This is a genomic window from Variovorax sp. 770b2 (genome assembly GCF_900115685.1).
Classification (GTDB): domain Bacteria; phylum Pseudomonadota; class Gammaproteobacteria; order Burkholderiales; family Burkholderiaceae_C; genus Variovorax.
The window spans coordinates 28,681-44,471 of sequence record NZ_FOXJ01000010.1 but is presented as its reverse complement, the minus strand read 5'-3'; the positions used below and the strand labels follow the sequence as shown (position 1 = coordinate 44,471).

The following is a 15,791-nucleotide window of genomic DNA, read 5'->3' as shown; positions in this document are numbered from 1 at the left end:
CTCAGGCGAAACGCAGCACCGGCTCCACGGCCAGCGCCACGGCTGCGAGCCGCGCATCGTCGCCGCGCACCGACGAGAGCATCAGCCCCACCGGCAGTTCGTCCGGCGCATGGCACGGCAGGCTGAACGCGCACCCATCGAGGAAGTTGATTGCGAAGGTGTTGCGCAGCAAGAGGCCGTTGGCCTGGAAGAACGCTGCGTCTTCGGCCAGCGACGCGATGGGCGGCGCGACGATCGGCACGGTCGGGCAGACGAGGGCGTCGAAGCCTTCGAGCGCGTGTTCGACGCGGCCGATCCAGTCGCGGCGGCGGTCCTGCATGACGATGTAGTCGGCGGCGCGCACCTCGGTGCCGAGTGCGATGCGTGCGGCCACGCGCGAGTCGAAACCCTCGCGCTTCGCGGCGAAGCGCTCGCGGTGCACGGCCGATGCTTCCACCGGCGAGAAGCCACCGGGCGCGTTGATCGATGCGATCTCCGCGAGCTCGGCCAGCGTGATCTCGACCACCTGCGCACCCGCCGCCGACAGCGCCTGCACCGAGCGCTCGAAGGCGCGAGCGACCGCGGGCTCGATGCCGTCGAACATCAGCGTGCGGGGCACCGCGAGGCGCAGGCCCGCGAGCGGACGCCGGCGCACCGCCAGCGGTGCATCGGCAATCGCCGCATCGGCGACGAGGCAGTCTTCGACGCTGCGCGCCATCGCGCAGACGGTGTCCAGCGAACGCGCGAGCTCGAAGGCGCCCGTGCGCGGCACGCGCGACTGCGTGTTCTTGAAACCCACGAGCCCGCAGAGCGCGGCCGGGATGCGGATCGAGCCGCCCGTGTCCGAGCCCAGCCCGGCGACCGCGAGACCGAGCGCCACCGACACGGCCGCCCCCGAGGACGAGCCGCCCGGGATGCGCGGTGTCTCCGCATCGGCCGGGTTGTGCGGCGTGCCGTGGTGCGGGTTGATGCCCACGCCCGAGAACGCGAATTCGGTCATGTTGGTCTTGCCGACGATGGCCGCGCCTTGCGTGCGCAGCCGCGCCACGGCCACCGCATCGCGCGCGGCCGGCGGTTCGCCTTCGCAGACGGCGGAGCCGGCCATCGTGGTTTCGCCCGCGACGTCGTACAGGTCCTTGACCGACACCGGCAGGCCCGCGAGTGCGCCGAGTTGCACGCCGGCCTTCTGCGCGGCATCCGCATGACGCGCCGCCGCGAGCGCCGCATCGGCGTAGGTCTTCGTGAACACATGCTGCGCCGAGGGCAGCGCAGCGGCTTCGAGCACCTGCCCGATCAACGCTTCGTGCGACAGCTCGCCGCGCGCAATGCGTTCTCGCAGCGCGGCGATGGTGAGGTGGCCGGTGCCGCGCATCACGCCACCACCGGCAGTGCGTTCACCGCGTAGCGATGCACGATGCGCCGCTGCAGGCGCGGGTCGCGCAGTTCGATTTCCATCTGCGCGGCGGGGCGGATGCCCTCGCCCTTCGCATTGGGCAGCGCACCGAGCGTGCCGCAGGTCATGAACAGGCCCTCGGGCGCGGCGCTCGTGCCGGGCATGCCGTCGCGCAGCGCGGCCAGCGGCCGGATCGACGCGAGCGTGCCGCGCTGGTAGTCCACCCAGCGGCCGTCCTCGAGGATGCGCGAGTGCAATTCGATCTCGTCCTGGTGCGCCTGCACGTCGTGCCAGCGCCAGGCCACCTGGGCCACGGGCTTGGCGCACATCTGCTTGGAGACGGCGACCGAGTAGCTCTCGACCTGGCGGTCGGTGTGGTCCGAGGCCACGCTCAGCCACCACTCGCCTTGCGAGAAGAAGAACACGGGCTCGGCCTCGCCGGAGCTCTGGTCGCCCAGCGCTTCGATGGCGCTCGACTGGGTCAGCAGCTGGGACGCCACCCGGTAGTACAGCGGCACGCTCGAAGGGCGCGGCACGCCGATGGCGGCCAGCTCCTGGATGTGGTGTTCGATGGCCGCGACGTCGCGGCCGGTCCATCCGGCCACCACCAGCGCGGTGGGTTCGATGGAGCGCAATTCGATGGACCGTGCGCCGTCGGCGCTCACGGTTTCGCAGGCAAAACGCAGATGCATGTCGGTCTCAGGCTTCCAGGGGTTTCTTGGCGGTTTCGCGGGCAATGAAGAGCGCGACCAGCGTGATGCAGAGGGCCACCGTCACGTACAGCGACACGGCCACCGTGGTGCCCCACGACTTGTAGAGGCTCGCGATGATCAGCGGCGCGAAGCCGCCGCCCAGGATGCCGGCCAGCGTGTAGGCCAGCGACGAGCCGGCATAGCGCACGCGGCCCGGGAACTGCTCGGTCACGAAGGCGGCCTGCGGGCCGTACATGATGGCGTGGATGATCAGGCCGACCACCACCGCCGCGCAGATCGCGATGGGTTGCGCGCTGTTCATCAGCACGAAGAACACGAAGGCCCAGACGATGCCCAGCAACGCGCCGGCGATGTAGACGGGCTTGCGGCCGATGCGGTCCGACAAGCTGCCGAAGTAGGGCACCGCGATCGCGTTGCAGGCCGCGCCGATCATCGTGGCGGTGAGCGCGAGCGGCCGCGACAGGTGCAGCACCGTCGTCACGTAGGTCAGCGTGAACACCACCACCAGCGCATACAGAACGTCGGAGCCGATGCGCGAACCGCCGGCCACCAGCAGGCGGCGCCAGTGCTGCGTGAACACTTCCTTCACGGGCGTCTTGGCGGTGGCTTTCTTCTCTTCCATTTCGAGGAACACCGGCGTTTCTTCCACGCCGCTGCGCAGCCACAGGCCGAACAGCACCAGCGCCACGCTGGAGATGAACGGAATGCGCCAGCCCCAGGCCATGAAGTCTTCCGGGCTCAGCCATGCGGACACGGCCGCGATGAAGCCGGTGCCGATCAGCGTGCCGAACGACGGGCCGATCTGCGTGAACGAGGCGTTGCGGCCGCGCTCGTTGGGCTTGCCATGTTCCATCGACAGCAGCACCGCGCCGGCCCATTCGCCGCCGAGCGCCACGCCCTGCACGAAGCGCAAGGCAACGAGCGCCACGGGCGCCCAGATGCCCCAGGTCGCATACGTCGGCAAGAGCCCCATGAGGCCGGTCGAGACGCCCATGATGACCAGCGTGGCCACCAGCACGAAGCGCCGGCCGAGCCGGTCGCCCAGGTGGCCGAACACCACGCCGCCCAGCGGGCGAGAGATGTAGCCGACCGCGTAGGTCGAGAAGGCGAGGATGGTGCCCGTGAGCGGGTCGAACGACGGGAAGAACACCGCGTTGAAGACCAGCGCGGCCATGATGTTGTAGACGGTGAAGTCGTACCACTCCAGCGTGGTGCCGATGGAGCTGGCCATCGCGAGCCGGCCCATCTTGGGCGCAGGCGGTGCTGCGGCGGTGGCCGGGGCCTTGAGAACGTGTTCGGTCATGGAGATGCCCTTGTTCGATGAAGAGGAAGAGTGCGAGGAGGTGCGAGGAAGCGTGATCAGTTCAGCTCGGCCGCGCCCAGCTTCCAGCCGAGTGCAAGCAGCCAGCCGGTGGCCGGGTCGGCATCGAGCGCGGCGGCTGCCAGCGTGCGAGCGGCGCGCGCTGCATCGGCGCTGCTGGTCTCCACGACCAGCATCGGCTGCAGCACGCGGCCTTCGGTGGATTCGCGCGGCAGCGGCGTGCTGAGCGTGGTGTCGGGTGCGAGCAGGTACGACTGCACGAAGCCTGCCTGCTCGGCGAGCTGGCGGCCGGCCGCAGCGGCGCGCGCGACCAGTGCCTCGACGTCGCCGGTGACAGCCAGCGGCAGCACGACCGCGTGGCTGCCGCTGCCCAAGCCGGTCACGGCCCGCACGGCGCACACGCGGCGGATCGGCTGGCGCATGCGGTCGAGGTTGGCGATGGACCACGGCGTCTGCTTCTCGAACGCGGCGCGGTAGCCCGGCGAGCCGAACACGGCCAGCGATTCGGTGCGGTACAGGCCCAGGTACTTGCGTCCGCCTTCGAGCGAGACATAGCGCGCGCCCGAAAGGAATCCGGGGATGCGCACGCGCTCTTGCACATGCTCCCTGTCGTACCAGCGGTTGAAGTCGGCCTCGTCGGCCGGCTCCACGTCGGACGCGACGAAGAGCATGCCGTTCGCGATCGCTGCGGGGGAGGAAAGGTCAGGTGTGTTCATGGCGGCGGAAGAGGAGGCGGGCCTTCGAAAAATAAAGGCGCGATCTTCCGTCGCGGGGTCGGACTGTCACAAACGAGTTTTTTTGGGCGACAGCCACAAGAATTACTGGCCCCTTTTCGGGGCCGGAATGCGCCAATTTGAGGGTTAACCCTCTGAAGCTGCGCTCCAGGTTGGTGCGACTGCCGAGGTCGTGAACTGGTCGGAGGCCCGGCAGGCCAGTTCGGCCACGAGCCGGATCGCATCGGAGTCGGCCGCTTCCAGGTGGCTCACCACGATGCGCTGCGGCGAGATGAGCGCATCGCACGCGATGATCCGCACATCGCCGATGGCCACGTATTCGTAGCAGGGCGGCAGCGGCACCAGCGCATTGCCGAAGCCCGCCTTCACCAGGCGCGCGAGCGCCGAGATCGAGCTCACGCAGTGCACCTTGCCCAGCGGAATGCCCGCCGCGCGAAACAGGTTCTTGAGCGCCTCGTGCGGCTGCGAGCCGGGGCTCATGGTGAGCACGGGCTGGCGCAGCAGCTGCTCGACGGTCTGCGTGCCCTCGGCGCCGGGCGGGCCGACCCAGCCCATCGGCATCGGCAGGCACGGCGTGCTCACGATGCCCGCGCCGGCGATGTGGTCGGTCTGCAGCGCGATGTCGAGCGCGCCTTCGCGCAGGCCCCGGTGCAGGGCGAGCGTGGTCTCGGAGGTCAGTTGCACCTCGATGCCCGGGTAGGTGGAGCGCAGGTTGGTGAGAAAGCCCAGGAGCCAGGTGTGGACCACGGTCTCGATGGCGCCGATGCGCACGAGCCCGAGGATGTCGCCGCGCGGCCGGCCCAGCGAGACGATCTCGCGCCGCAGTTCGAGCAGCCGCTCGCCGTAGTCCATGAGCCGCACGCCCACGGGCGTGAGCCGCAGCTCGCGCGCGTCGCGCTCGAAGAGGCGCGCGCCGATGTCTTCTTCCAGCGAGGCCACGCGGTTGGACACCGCCGCCTGCGTGATGTGGAGCCGGTCGCTCGCCGCGCGAAAGCTGCCCAGCCGCGCGGCCCAGAGGAAGGCTTCGACAAATCGTGTATTCATGAGGGCACCTGCGGGGCATTTTGCCCGCAACGCGTCCGCATGAGGGGTGTTGCCCTAGGACGGGAGCAGGTTCATCTGCGAGAGCAGCTTGCGGGCCAGCGGAATGCGCTTGGCCAGGTCGGCTTCGCCGTGCATGTCGATGTTCAGCGCGAAGCTCTGCACGCTGCCGTTCGCCTGCGCGACCCAGCCGACCCACCAGCCGAGCGAGAAGCCCGGCGTTTCGTACCAGCCGGTCTTGCCGTGCAGGGCGTGCGTGGGCGTCTTCTCGAGCCGCGTGATCTCGTGGACCATGTCCTGCGTGCGCATCGACATCGGCAGGCTGCGCTGCGCGAGCCGCATCAGGAAGCGCACCTGCTCGGCGGCGGAGATCCGCAGTTTGTCGTTGACCCAGAACTGGTCGACCTCGGTGCCCAGCGTCTCGTTGCCGTAGTGCAGCTTCGCGATCCACGCGTTCATGCGCGCCAAGCCGATGCGGCGCGCCACCCCGCGGTAGATCGGCAGGTGCGAGACGCGGATCGCATCGCGCAGGTTCATGTCGCGCTCCCAGTCCTTCCGCTTGTAGGTGCCGCCGCCGTAGGGAAGGATTTCGTCGATGTCCTTCACCGCGCCGGTCTCCAGCGCGATCAGGCTGTTGGGGATCTTGAAGGTCGAGGCGGGGCTGAAGCGCTTCTCGGCGCGCCGGCGGTCGACCACGGTGAGCTTCGAGGTGGCGCTGTCGAGCACCACCCAGGTTCCGCGCACGCCGGCTTCCTTGAAGTGGGCGGCGAGGTCTGGCCGCTCTTCCACGTGTGCGGCGGGCGTGGCGGCGTCGGCGAAGCGGGCGGCGCCGAGCGCGGCGAGCAGGCCGCAGCCGCCTTGGGCGAGAAAGGTGCGGCGCGCGCGGGGCGTGTGGGTCGTGAAAGGCGGAGGAAGCAGAGGCATGTCGTGTGCGGCGCGTGATGGAAGGTGCGGATCATCCAGTGCACGCTGGCCATTCACAACGCAGGCGGCCCCGCGCTTCGTCACGGGCGTAACGGCTGTCACGCCGCCCGCCCGCGCTGCTTTGGTGATTCAGCTGTCGTCGATCAGCCCGCGCTCGCGCGCCTGCTGCTCGTTGCCGAAGATCGCCATCGCGGTGCGCATGCGCCTGAAGCCCAGCTTCTTGTAGAAGGGCTCCTTGCCCGCCACCGCGTACAGGATGATCTTGCGATGTCCACGCGAGAACTCGACGAGCTTCGCGACGATCGCCTTGCCCAGGCCGATGCCCTGGTGGTCGGGGTGCACCGCCACGTCGCAGATGTAGGAGCAGTCCAGGCCGTCGGCCACTGCGCGACCCGCGCCGATCAAGCGATCGCCTTCATAGACCAGGCACTTGAACAGGCTGTTCGAGAACACGACCTGCAGGTCGGCCGGCTTCTTGTGGCCGAGCGGGGCGATCTCGTAGAGGCGCGAGAGCTCGTTCCAGTCGAGCGCGTCGAGCGTGTGGCGCCATTCGAGGGTCATGGCAACGCCGGGTTGCGCATCCGCGCTAGCCCATCGCGTAGAAGAATTCTTCCCGCACGATCTTGCCGCCCTCGACGGTATAGAGCGCCATTTCTTCCATCGTGAAGCGGTGCTTGGTGGCCTTCATGGTCACGTCGATCTTGAAGCCGACGATGAAGCGGTCGCCATGCGGCCACGGGCCGGCGACCTGCATGGAGTGCACCTCGTGGTTGGCGACCCACCACTCGCCCTTGGCCTTGATGGCCGCAAGGCCGACCGCCTCGCGCGACTGGCCGGGCGGGCCGCCGGCCTCGACGCTCACCGCGTCGGGGGCGTAGAGCACGAGGGCGTCCTCGAAATTCCCTGCCTTGCACACCGCCACGAGCTGGTTGGCGATTTCCTGGGTGTTCATGCGTTTCTCCTATGGATGTAGGGGGTGGTGACCGAGCCGCAGTGTAGGCCTGCGCGCCCGTTCGTGGCAGCGTTCGCAGCGAGACGCTCAGACGATCTTGCCGCCCGATGCCTCGACCCGCTGCAATAGAAAAGACTGCATCTCCGGCGGGATCGAGGCGAGGGGCAGCGTCGAGAACTGCGCCTTCGAAAAGAGCAGGAGCCAGACGCGCTCGAACCGCCACACCTCCGTGACCGCGGACCAGGGCAGGGTCGTGCTGCCGAGTTCCGACGAGAACGACAGGCCGTCGTCCTGCGCGATGAAGGTGGCCTTTCCCGAAACCAGGGCCCGGAACCTGGTCATCGCATTGCGGTAATGCACAGCGTAGATGGCAATGGCGAACCCGATGCCCACGGCCAGCGCGCTCGCCTCGACACCGACGATCCAGGACCGGTTGCCGCCCAGGAGCAGCACGCACAGCGACACGGCGAGCACCGCCAGCGCCAGGGGGAAGCCCCAGCCGACCGTGCGGCGCCAGAAGCAGAACGCCGCCTCGCGGATCAGCGCTTCGTCGTAGGCGAGGGTTGCGGTGTGTTGCATCGTCAGGACAGGGTCGAAGGATTGAGCGTGCGCATGCTGTCTACCGCCTCCTGCGACACCCACAGCAGCGTGTTGAGATACGTGTCGATGCGGTCCACCAGATCGCTGCGCGGGCCGTCGCGCCATTCCGAAGATCCGTAGACCTGGCCTGCCCGGCCTCCAGCGCCTCGCGGCTTTCGTAGGCGCGAACGAGGTGATAGGCCTCTTCCTCGTGGTCCGACCTGCCATACGTGACCACGTCCATGCCTTTGCTGCGCAGCATCGGCACCGCGCGTTCGTGCACGGCCTTGTGGAAGGCTTCGAGCGTGCCGGGCTTCAGCCGGTAGGTGCGGATTTCGAGGAGGCGGTTCATGAGGCGCTTTCGTCGGGGGCCGTGAGGGGTTGGAGCAGGTCCCACCTGTTGCCGCAGAGATCCTGGAAGACCGCCACCGTGCCGTGGGGCTCATGCCTCGGTTCTTCCAGGAAGCGGGCGCCGTGCGCCTTCATGTGCGCGTGGTCGGCCGCGAAGTCCCGCGTGTGCAGGAACAGGAAGACGCGCCCGCCGGCCTGGTGGCCGACCGCTGCCTTCTGCTCGTCGTTCGCGGCCTTGGCGAGCAGCAGCGTGGCACCCGCGTTGTGCGAGGGCGCGACCACAACCCACCGCTTGCCAGGGCCGCGCGGCGTGTCTTCGAGGAGGTCGAAGCGCAGCGCATCGGTGAAGAAGCGGATGGCCTCGTCGTAGTCGTGGACGAGGAGGGTGACGGTGGCGAGGTGGCGGGGCATCAAGACGGAGGATTGAATCCGGAGCGTTGATCGATTTGCTCCCGGATCGTATCGAGGGCGTACTTTCGGACCCAATCCGCCTGTTCCGTCGTGTCAGGCATTGCCACGCCGCGGGAGCGGCTCAGCAGGCGGAAGATGTCCTTTTCAGGAACACCCAGTGCATGGAGCACGCATCCTGCGATCAGGCCCGTGCGACCGATGCCTGCGCGGCAATGAATGGCAACGGACCGTGCGCTGGCAAGTTCTGCCGTCAGTTCAGCAATGAGTGCTCGAACTTCCCTCTGTGACCGCGGTGTACTTCGGTCCGGAATCGGAAACTGCCGGAATGCGATGCCACGTTCGGCACAGAGCGACGCTTCCTCCCTGAGTTCGAGCTCTCGAATCTCGTGGGACTCGAGCAACGAGACCACCATACCCACGGACGCGCGCTGCCAGGAGGCGATCTCCTCGCAAAGTGATTCACCTCCGCGCGGGCGCGCCATGAGACCCAGCCTGTGAGGCGTTATGTCCTGTACCCAGTGGATGGTTGTCTCGAACATGGCCTCGATTTCAGCGGGTAATCCGGCCGCCGGGTCCTAGGAAAAAACAATCGCCGTCTTGTGCGCAATGCTCAAGCGCGCCGATTCGTAAAGCAGCAGCCACGACTCGATCTCCCGGTAGAGGCCTTCGTCGTCGCCCATGGTGTCACCGAGTCGCGCGGCTTCCTCGTCCGACAGCTGGCCATCCGAGAGTTCGATGCCGAGCGCCGGGGCGACCAGCACCAGTTCTTCGAGCAACCGGTACGACGAGCCGAGCATGCCGCCGGGCAGGTCGGTCTCGTCTTCCTCGGCAAAGATCACCTCCTCGAAGTCGACCGGCAGGTAGAAACCTTCCGCGTCGGAGTGGCACAGCAGGTGGCTCTCGAAGGTGCTGGCCACGTCTTCGAGCGTCTCGTCTTCCGTGGGATCGGTGTCCTCGGGCAGCGGCGTGGCCATCCATCCGGGCGTCGTCACGCGGTGCGCGTAGGCGCGGCGCAGGTAGTGGATGAACGAGTAGGGCAGGCCGTCGATCTGCGCGCGCGAATCGAGCGGCGGCAGCGCGCGGGGCTCCACGTGCGGCGGCAGGCCGGCCTCGGCGAGCTTGCGGTTCGCGGCGGCGAAATCTTCATCGAAGCGCTCGGCGCTCTCGGGATCGTTTTCGATCAGGTCGGCCAGGATGCCGACGGAAATGGACAGGCCCACGGGGTCCTCCTTGTTTCAATGGTCACTGGGTCCTCGGATCGGCGAACGCGTTGCCGGCGCGGCACGCGCGTTCGCCGAGGGTCCGGCGCTGGTGGGGCCGCGCGATTACTTCGCCGCCTCCACCTTCACCCGCGCATTCGGCGCCTCGCCGAACATCTCGGGCGCATACATCGCTTCGACGCGGCTGGGCGGCAGCGCGAAGTCGCCGACGTTGTTCAGGCGCACGGTGTATTCCATCTTCACCACGCCCTTGGGCAGGTATTCGTAGTAGCTGCGGAAAGCCTCGAAGCTGCGTTCCTCGAAGGCCGGCCAGCCGGCGCCCGACTTCTTCTCGCCCTGCGTGGCGATCTGCGAGTCGCGGCCCAGGCCCCCGCCCAGGATGGTGGCGCCGCCCGGGATCGGGTCGCTGATCACCACCCAGGTCATGTCGGCGCTGGCGTTCACCTCGATGCTCACGCGCAGCACGTCGCCGCGGGTGTACTTGCCCGCGGTGGCCTGCTCGACCGGCGTGATGGTCTTCTTGATCGCGTAGCCGGCGGCGAACGGCGCCTTCAGCTGCACGGCGGCCAGCGACTGCAGCGTGAGCCACGGCTTGCCGGTGCCTTGCTGGGTGACCAGCAGGGTGTCGCGCACCGGTGCGCCCGACGGGGATGCAGCCCACGGCAGGAACATCGTGTTGCTCTTCAGGTTGCCGGGCGATGCGGGCGCGCCGAACATCGTGGTCTGGTTCGGTGCGCCGGCCGGGTCGCTGGTCTTCACGCGTTCCACACGGCTCCAGTCGACCTGCGCCTTCACCGCGCCGAGCGTGGCGGCGGTGACGCCGGCCACCGGGGTGCTTTCGAAGACCTTGCTGAATTTCTCCAGCGCGAGCCCGCCCCACAGGTTGGCGGTGGTGGTGTGCCAGGCGCCGTTCTGCTGGCGGCCGATGAAGCCGTTGGCGAGCTTGCCGATGTCGTCCTTCCAGGCCGGGTCGTCCATCACGCTGAGCAACAGGCGCGCGGTGTTGACGTCGCCGTTGGTCATGAGCCACCACCAGTAGTCGTCCTGCTCGGTGCTGAAGATGAGCTTGGTGCCTTGGTACGACAGGCGTGCCTTCAGCACGCTGTTGGCTTCGTCCAGTCGCTGCTGGCGCTGCGGCACGTCTTGCACGCGCTTCAGGATATTGAGCCAGTCGATCACCGCGCTGGTGGGCCACTGGTTCGGCGCGATGGTGATGCTGCCGACCATGCTTCCCTTGGTCTTGCCGTAGCGCGAGAGCGCTTCGAGCGCGGCGAGCTTGCGCACGTCCAGGTCCTTGCGCGGGCTCCAGAACTCGCGGGTGATGCGGCCTTCGACGAAGGCGATCAGGCCCGACTCCATCGGGGCGCGCACGTCGTCGGCCAGCGCGAAGGCGGGGTTCAGCTGCGCGGCCTCATTGGTCGCTGCGAGCAGGTACGAGGTGAGGATGTCGCTGCCGCGGTTGGCTTCGCCGTCGCGCGGCGGGAAGTAGTTGGCCAGGCCGTCGCTGTCCAGGTAGGTCGGCAACGTCGCCAGCACGCCCTGCCACATCTTCGCGTCGCGCAGGCCCACCGACTTGCTGGTCTTCTGTTCGAGGCAGATGAATGGGTAGTTGGCGAACCAGTCGCGCACGCCCGGGAGGCCCTCGGCCAGCTTGGGTTGCAGCGACAGCTTCAGGCCGCCGCGGCCGGGGAGGGCGTCGGCCGGCGGCGCCACGTCGAGCGTGAAAGGCCCGTCGATCTGCACCAGCGTGGCCTGCTGCACCGTGAGCGGCACCGAGGGCACGATGCGCTGGCGCACCTTGAGCGCGTCGCGCGCGCCGCCGATGGTGTCCTTGGCTTCGATTTCCCACAGGATGGCTTCGGCGCGCGTCTGCGCGAGTTGCGCGGGCGCGGTCACGGTCCATGCCACTTCACGCGCTTCGCCGGCCGGGATGTCCACGGTCTGCGTCTCCAGCGTGAGCAGGGTGGCGCGCGGCGTGGCTTCCACCTTCATCGGCTTCTGCGTGGTGTTGCGCAGCGTGATCTGGGCGCGGAACTGGTCGTCCTCGCGCACCAGTGGCGGCAGGCCGCTGATGATCTGCAAATCTTGCGTGGCCTGGATGCTCGCTTGCCCGGTGCCGAAGAGGCTGGTGCCCGAATCGGCGACTGCCACGATCTTGAAGGTGGTGAGCGCATCGTTCAGCGGCACCGTCACCACGGCCTGGCCGTTGGCGTCGAGCACCACCTTCGGGTTCCACAGGAGCAGGGTGTCGAGCAGTTCGCGCGTCTGGCCCTTGCCGCCGCCGCCGCCCGCGGGCACGGCCTTGCGCCCGTAGTGGCGCCGGCCGACGATTTCCATCTGCGCGGTGGAGGTGCTCACGCCCCAGCTGCGCCGCTGCAGCATCGCGTTCAAGAGGTTCCAGCTGTCGTTGGGCATCAGCTCCAAGAGCGCCTGGTCGACCGCGGCCAGCGCCACTTCGGCGCCGGCTGCGGGCTTGCCGTCGGGCAGCTTGGCGGTGATGGTGAGCTGTGCCTTGCTGCGGATCGGGTAGCTGGGCTTGTCGCTGGTGACGGTCACGTCCAGCTGGTGGGCGCGCGTGCCCACGCGGATCTCGGCCATGCCCAGGCGGTAGGCGGGCTTGCTCAGGTCGACCATCGCGGTGGGTGCGACATATTCCTTGCCTTCGTACCAGAAGGCGGTCCACCACTCGCGCGGCGCCTTGAAGCCCCAGGTGAAGAAGCTGTACCACGGCACTTCGCGCAGGCGTCCGCGCAGCGCGAGCACGCTGATGTAGGCATTGGGGCCCCATTCGGGCTTGACCTGCAGCGTGACCGTCGGGTCCTTGCCGTCGAGCTGCACGACGTGGGTTTCGATGATGCCTTCGCGTTCCACCGAGACCAGCGCGGTCGCGAAGCGGAAGGGGCTCCTCACCTGGAACTTGGCGACTTCGCCGGGCTGGTAGCTCTTCTTCTCGGGCAGCACGTCGATGCGGTCGTTGTCCTCGCCGCCGAACCAGAGCTCGCCCTGCTTGGTCACGTAGACGGAGCTCACGGCCTTGGCATCGCGGCCGTCGCCGTCGGTGGCGCTGGCGATGAGTTCGACTTCGCCGGCCTCCTTCAGCTCCGATTCGCACAGCAGCAGGCCGCGCAAATCGCTCTTGCCGCTGCAGACGGTGCCGATGTCCTTGGTCTCGGTCTTGTTGTCGTAGGTGTAGAAGCCTCCCACCATGCGCTTGCGGCTGGTGGTGGTGATGCGTGCCACGGCGCGCACGTTGAGCGTCACGCCGGCCTGGGGCTTGCCCGTGAGGTCGAGCGCGAGCGCCTGGAACTTGAGCTTCTGGCTGGTGGAGACCCAGCCCTCGGTCTTGATGCCGGCGATGACCGACGCGGGCCACAACGTCTGCGTGCTGCGGATGGTCTGCACCTCGCCGTTCGGGTCGGCGTAGGTGGCTTCGAGCAGCAGCTCGCGCGCGGCCTTGACCTTGGGCACCTTGTCGATGGTGACCTTGCCCGCGCCGTCCTTGTTGAGCGTGAGCGCGAGCTTGTCGGCGATCACGCGGGTGTCGCTGGCGCTGTTGATGTCTTCCTCGGCGCCCGCGGTGTCGGCCGCGGACGCGGCCTGCGTGCCTTCGCCCTGTTCGGCGCGCGGCGGGTTGAAGCTGAAGGCGTCGTAGTCGGAGAAGCTCAGGCTCTTGCCGCGCACCATGGCCGACACGCGCACCGGCAGGTTGGCGGCGCCGCCGCCGGCCACGTAGTTGATCTGCACGTCGGTGGGCACGCTCGTCGCGGCCACCAGCGGCTTCTTCTCGGTGGGCGCGATGCGGCCTTCGAGCACGGGGAGGCGGAATTCCTCGACGCGGAACGTGCCGGTGCTGAAGCTGCGGCTGCCGCCGCCTTCGCCCCCTTCATCGCCTTCTTCACCGTCGCCGTTGGCGTCCTTGCCGGCGCCGCTGCGCAGCATCACCTCGTACACGCCGAGCTTGGCGGCGGGTGGAATGGGGAAGGTGTTTTCGGCGCTCAGGCCGCCGGTGGCGGTCTTGCGCCAGGCCAGCGGCTGCGTGAAGCGCTGGCCGCTGCCGGTGTGGGTGATGACCAGCGTGTCGGGCCGGCTCTCCGGCAGGCCGAAGCCCTTGCTCGTCTGCGTGCGGATCAGGCTCTTCATCGACACCGTTTCGCCGGCGCGCAGGAGCGTGCGGTCGAAGATGGTGTGGGCGATGCGGTCGGGCTCGGGCTGCAGGTTGGTGGGCACGTTGAAGCGCCAGGGCTCGATGCCGCGCTGCCAGTCGCTGAAGGTGAAGGCGAGGTCTTCCACGCCCTTGTCGTCCTTGGCGCGGGCGCTCACGAACCAGGCGCCGCTGTCGTATTCGTTCGGGCCGTTGCAGTTGGGCGCCTGCGGCGACACGCCCTGCAGCGTGACGATGCCGTTGGCGTCGGTGGTGCCGGTGGCCACGGCCTTGCCGTCGCAGCTGGACACGCGCACCTCGGCGCCCGCGACGACCTTGCCCTTGTCCAGCGTGGTGACCCAGGCCATCGAGTTCTCGCGGCCCAGCTTGAAGTGCACGGCCAGGTTGGTGGCCAGCGCCGTGGTGCGCACGTACATCGTGCGGCCGGCGGGGTAGCGCTCGTCGAGCAGGGCTTCGCCCAGTTTCTGCGAGGCGATCTCCAGCACGTGGAAGCCGGGCGTCAGCGGGATGCCGATGACTTCGAAGGGGCGGGGATCGCCCGCCTCGGACTTGGGCATGTCCAGCGCCTTCACGCCCGGCTGGCCGGCCAGGAGCGACAGCATGCGGGTCTGCACGGTGGTGCGGTCGTCCTTGTCGATGACGGGGGGCAGGGCGCCCTTCACGTCCTTGCGCGCGACATCGCGGTTGACCACATAGCTGTTGTCGTAGCGGCGCACCTTGCGATACCACGCGATGATTTCCGCGTCGGTCTTCGGGTTCATGTCGCTCACCTTGCCGGGCGTGAGGGCCTGCACCATCAGTTGCGGCTCCACGCGGCGCACGGTCACCGGCATCATGGCCGGCGTGTCGGGTTCGGCCAGCCGCTCGATCACGCCGAAGGGCGAGGCGGCGAACTTGGCCAGCGGCGGCATCGCGCCGGTCGCGACCTTCAGCGGAAAGCTGGACGGCGTGGCCAGCGGGCGGCCCGAGGCGTCCTCGAACTTGGCGGGCAGCTCGATGCTGTATTGCGTGCTCTCGGCCAGCGGCGGGCCGAAGCTCACGTTGTTGACCACGTCGTCGTCGCTCTGCGTGCCGCCTTCGTTCTCGAGCCTGGCCTTGAGCGTCTTGCCGTCGCCCTTGAGCTCGATCTGCGAGGCCAGCTTGCGCGTGACCGGCGCATTGAAGCTCAGTTGCATCGGGCGCAGCGGCAGGCACGCGGCCTGCGCGTTCTCGCGCTCGCAGGTAAACGAAACCGCGAAGGGTTCGCGCACCTGGTAGTCCAGCCGGCGCTCCACGTTGTTGGCGACGCCCGAGGGCGTGGCCACGCCCTTGCCGTAGACCACCTGCACCTTGGCGCCCGGCGTGAGCGTGCGGTTGCACTGCATCGTGATGAAGCGCAGCGGCTCCTTCTCGGCCGCCTTGTCGCGGCTGAAGGCCTTCAGGAGACCCGCGCGCTGCTCGCCCTCAAGCAGCTTGACCGGAATGCGCTCGCCCACGCCGTCGGCCGCGCACCAGACGTTCTGGCGCACGCTCTCCAGCGTGGCCGCGCCGTTGAGCTCGAGCACGAACATCTGCTGCTCGTCGATGCGGGCGTAGGTGCCCGGCATGAAGTTGCGCACGAACGGGCCGCCGCTATTGAATTGATAGCGTTCCGGGCCGGTGAGCTCGCCGCCCGCGCTGGGCTTGAAGGTGGGAATGCGGGTGACGGTGCAGCGCACGCCGGGCGGCAGGTCGTTCTCGAAGTCGTAGACCCAGGCCTTGGCGTCGGTCCAGCGGCCGGTGCCCTTGCCGGCTTGCGCATCGGTGCAGCTCACCGAGAGCGGGGCGGGCGCCTTGGGGTCGCCGAAGTTGACGGCCGCCTGGTCGAACTTGGCGACGATCTGGCGCACGCGCGCCACTTCGCCCTGGGGCGTGAGGCTGGTGATCTGGAGTGCAAAGCTCGGTGCGGCCAGCAGCGCGCTCGCGGCCAGGAGCAATGAGGGAACGAAACGGGTCACGGAATCTCCTCCTTGGGGCAGCGCGCAGCGTAGCC

General features: G+C 68.4%; 14 protein-coding genes. All 14 read right to left on the bottom strand.

Translation table 11 applies throughout. The features are described 5' to 3' along the window. Position 1 precedes the first annotated feature (1 nt). The 14 genes from BM133_RS31940 to BM133_RS31875 all read right to left on the bottom strand — a co-directional run bounded on the left by BM133_RS31940 (position 2) and on the right by BM133_RS31875 (position 15,756). The gene (locus BM133_RS31940; protein WP_093443149.1) at positions 2 to 1,351 is read right to left on the bottom strand and encodes an amidase; all 1,350 of its coding nucleotides are present in this window, start codon (positions 1,349 to 1,351) and stop codon (positions 2 to 4) included. Next, positions 1,351 to 2,064: a DUF2848 domain-containing protein gene (locus tag BM133_RS31935; protein ID WP_218158418.1), complete on the bottom strand. Its 714-nt coding sequence runs from the start codon at positions 2,062 to 2,064 to the stop codon at positions 1,351 to 1,353. The genes BM133_RS31940 and BM133_RS31935 overlap by 1 nt, the downstream gene beginning before the upstream one ends. A 7-nt stretch (positions 2,065 to 2,071) precedes the next feature. After that, complete coding sequence (locus BM133_RS31930; protein ID WP_093443147.1) at positions 2,072 to 3,388, bottom strand: MFS transporter; 1,317 nt, start codon at positions 3,386 to 3,388, stop codon at positions 2,072 to 2,074. Between the two features lie 56 nt (positions 3,389 to 3,444). Next, the gene (locus tag BM133_RS31925) at positions 3,445 to 4,122 is read right to left on the bottom strand and encodes a DUF4286 family protein (RefSeq protein ID WP_093443145.1); all 678 of its coding nucleotides are present in this window, start codon (positions 4,120 to 4,122) and stop codon (positions 3,445 to 3,447) included. A 144-nt stretch (positions 4,123 to 4,266) separates the two neighbouring features. After that, entirely contained in the window at positions 4,267 to 5,184 is a 918-nt protein-coding gene (locus tag BM133_RS31920; RefSeq protein ID WP_093443143.1) for a LysR family transcriptional regulator, read from the bottom strand. 54 nt (positions 5,185 to 5,238) lie between these two features. Next, positions 5,239 to 6,105: a class D beta-lactamase gene (gene blaOXA / locus BM133_RS31915; protein ID WP_093443141.1), complete on the bottom strand. Its 867-nt coding sequence runs from the start codon at positions 6,103 to 6,105 to the stop codon at positions 5,239 to 5,241. A gap of 129 nt (positions 6,106 to 6,234) precedes the next feature. Beyond that, positions 6,235 to 6,666 carry a GNAT family N-acetyltransferase gene (locus tag BM133_RS31910; RefSeq protein ID WP_093443139.1) on the bottom strand — a complete coding sequence of 144 codons (432 nt, stop codon included), beginning with the start codon at positions 6,664 to 6,666 and terminating at the stop codon, positions 6,235 to 6,237. Between the two features lie 25 nt (positions 6,667 to 6,691). Further along, the gene (locus BM133_RS31905) at positions 6,692 to 7,057 is read right to left on the bottom strand and encodes a nuclear transport factor 2 family protein (RefSeq protein WP_093443137.1); all 366 of its coding nucleotides are present in this window, start codon (positions 7,055 to 7,057) and stop codon (positions 6,692 to 6,694) included. Between the two features lie 87 nt (positions 7,058 to 7,144). Further along, on the bottom strand, positions 7,145 to 7,636 hold the full coding sequence (locus BM133_RS31900; RefSeq protein WP_093443135.1) for a YcxB family protein: 492 nt from the start codon (positions 7,634 to 7,636) through the stop codon (positions 7,145 to 7,147). A gap of 40 nt (positions 7,637 to 7,676) precedes the next feature. After that, positions 7,677 to 7,988 (bottom strand): antibiotic biosynthesis monooxygenase, encoded by a 312-nt coding sequence (locus tag BM133_RS31895; protein ID WP_093443133.1) that lies wholly within the window; start codon positions 7,986 to 7,988, stop codon positions 7,677 to 7,679. Beyond that, a complete protein-coding gene (locus BM133_RS31890; RefSeq protein ID WP_093443131.1) occupies positions 7,985 to 8,398 on the bottom strand; it encodes a VOC family protein in 414 nt (137 codons plus the stop codon). The genes BM133_RS31895 and BM133_RS31890 overlap by 4 nt, the downstream gene beginning before the upstream one ends. Beyond that, on the bottom strand, positions 8,398 to 8,937 hold the full coding sequence (locus tag BM133_RS31885; protein WP_093443129.1) for a protein-tyrosine phosphatase family protein: 540 nt from the start codon (positions 8,935 to 8,937) through the stop codon (positions 8,398 to 8,400). Before BM133_RS31885 ends, BM133_RS31890 begins: the two co-directional genes overlap by 1 nt. 36 nt (positions 8,938 to 8,973) lie before the next feature. Then, the gene (locus BM133_RS31880; protein WP_093443127.1) at positions 8,974 to 9,618 is read right to left on the bottom strand and encodes a hypothetical protein; all 645 of its coding nucleotides are present in this window, start codon (positions 9,616 to 9,618) and stop codon (positions 8,974 to 8,976) included. Between the two features lie 105 nt (positions 9,619 to 9,723). Further along, positions 9,724 to 15,756 (bottom strand): alpha-2-macroglobulin family protein, encoded by a 6,033-nt coding sequence (locus BM133_RS31875; RefSeq protein ID WP_093443125.1) that lies wholly within the window; start codon positions 15,754 to 15,756, stop codon positions 9,724 to 9,726. Positions 15,757 to 15,791: the final 35 nt, after the last annotated feature.